This window comes from Microcoleus sp. w2-18bC1 (genome assembly GCF_036700365.1).
In the GTDB taxonomy this organism is placed as follows: domain Bacteria; phylum Cyanobacteriota; class Cyanobacteriia; order Cyanobacteriales; family Microcoleaceae; genus Microcoleus.
Map to the genome: position 1 here is coordinate 1 of NZ_JAUBOS010000172.1, position 1,061 is coordinate 1,061.

The 1,061-nt window shown below is 40.0% G+C and carries 1 protein-coding gene; it reads right to left on the reverse strand.

Annotation, left to right across the window (positions count from 1 at the left end):
- Positions 1-593 precede the first annotated feature (593 nt).
- A complete protein-coding gene (locus QT979_RS28905; RefSeq protein WP_333217153.1) occupies positions 594-836 on the reverse strand; it encodes a hypothetical protein in 243 nt (80 codons plus the stop codon).
- Between the last annotated feature and the right edge of the window lie 225 nt (positions 837-1,061).

The following is a 1,061-nucleotide window of genomic DNA, read 5'->3' on the forward strand; positions in this document are numbered from 1 at the left end:
ATCTTACACATGCTCAGCGCTGTCAGGAGCCAAAGTCTTTTGATGTAAGGGTTTTAGGCTTTTTCAGCAAGCCCTATTTAACTTTATTAAACCTTGGCTACAAGTTTTTAATATTCCTAAGTTATCCGAGGGCTTTTTTAAACTTCAAATGCTTGTCAATAATTTAACTCGTTCAATTTTTCAAAACCTCAATATCCTTTATTTCTACTTTTCCTCTGCGTAGAGTGACAAAAGAGGGTTAACCAATGTCCTCGAATTTCCGACGCAAATTGGCTTGCCGACCAATCCTTACTACTTAAATAATAATGCGTTTCATGGAAATCAACTAACCGACGACGACTTTTTTTGCCTTCCCACCTACTGCCAGTTCTTTTGATAGCAATTATATGTTTGACACCAGCCCACGCTGGTAATAACTGAGTAGATACGGGATAAATTGTAGTAGAGCGAGTTGTGGTGCGGCCATGCAAGCGTTCTGAGATTTGAGCTGAATCGCTCGCACCCACAGATTCGACCAATTTTTGAGCCATTTTAAACAGACGCTTATTGATTTTTTTTGAGAGTAATTATGTAGTCATTACCTCCATCAATAATTAACTGAATAGTTTTTTTTGAGTGTGCAGTGCATCAGCAGTAATTACTACTTGAGAACCCGCAAGTTCTTGCACGAGTTCCTCCACAGCTTCGATTTCACTTCGCTGCTGATTTTCCATGACTTTATGTCGGACTACCCACCCGCGATTGTGACTGTACACAGAAACCAGGCTCACAAAATTTTGGTAAGAACTATTACCCCCAACACTTGTGCTTTTGATACTTTTACCATCAATTGCCATCAATTCTCCTGGCGTGCTCGGTAATGTCTGCCCTGCCCATATATTAAAAAGGACGGCAATTGCCTCCAGGGTAAACGCATCTTAACTGGAACCCAAAATATGCTACAGTTAAATCGACTAAATTTCAACGTAGTTTGTTGTAGTTTAGGGGTGCTATCAATGGCAAGAGGTTTTAGTAAAGCTGTAACTTCCCAACAAAAACCAACAGATTCATTGCCTTCAATG

Excerpts from the sequence above, each read along its gene's own strand:
- QT979_RS28905 (WP_333217153.1), bottom strand. The coding sequence starts at position 836 with ATGGCAATTGATGGTAAAAGTATCAAAAGCACAAGTGTTGGGGGTAAT.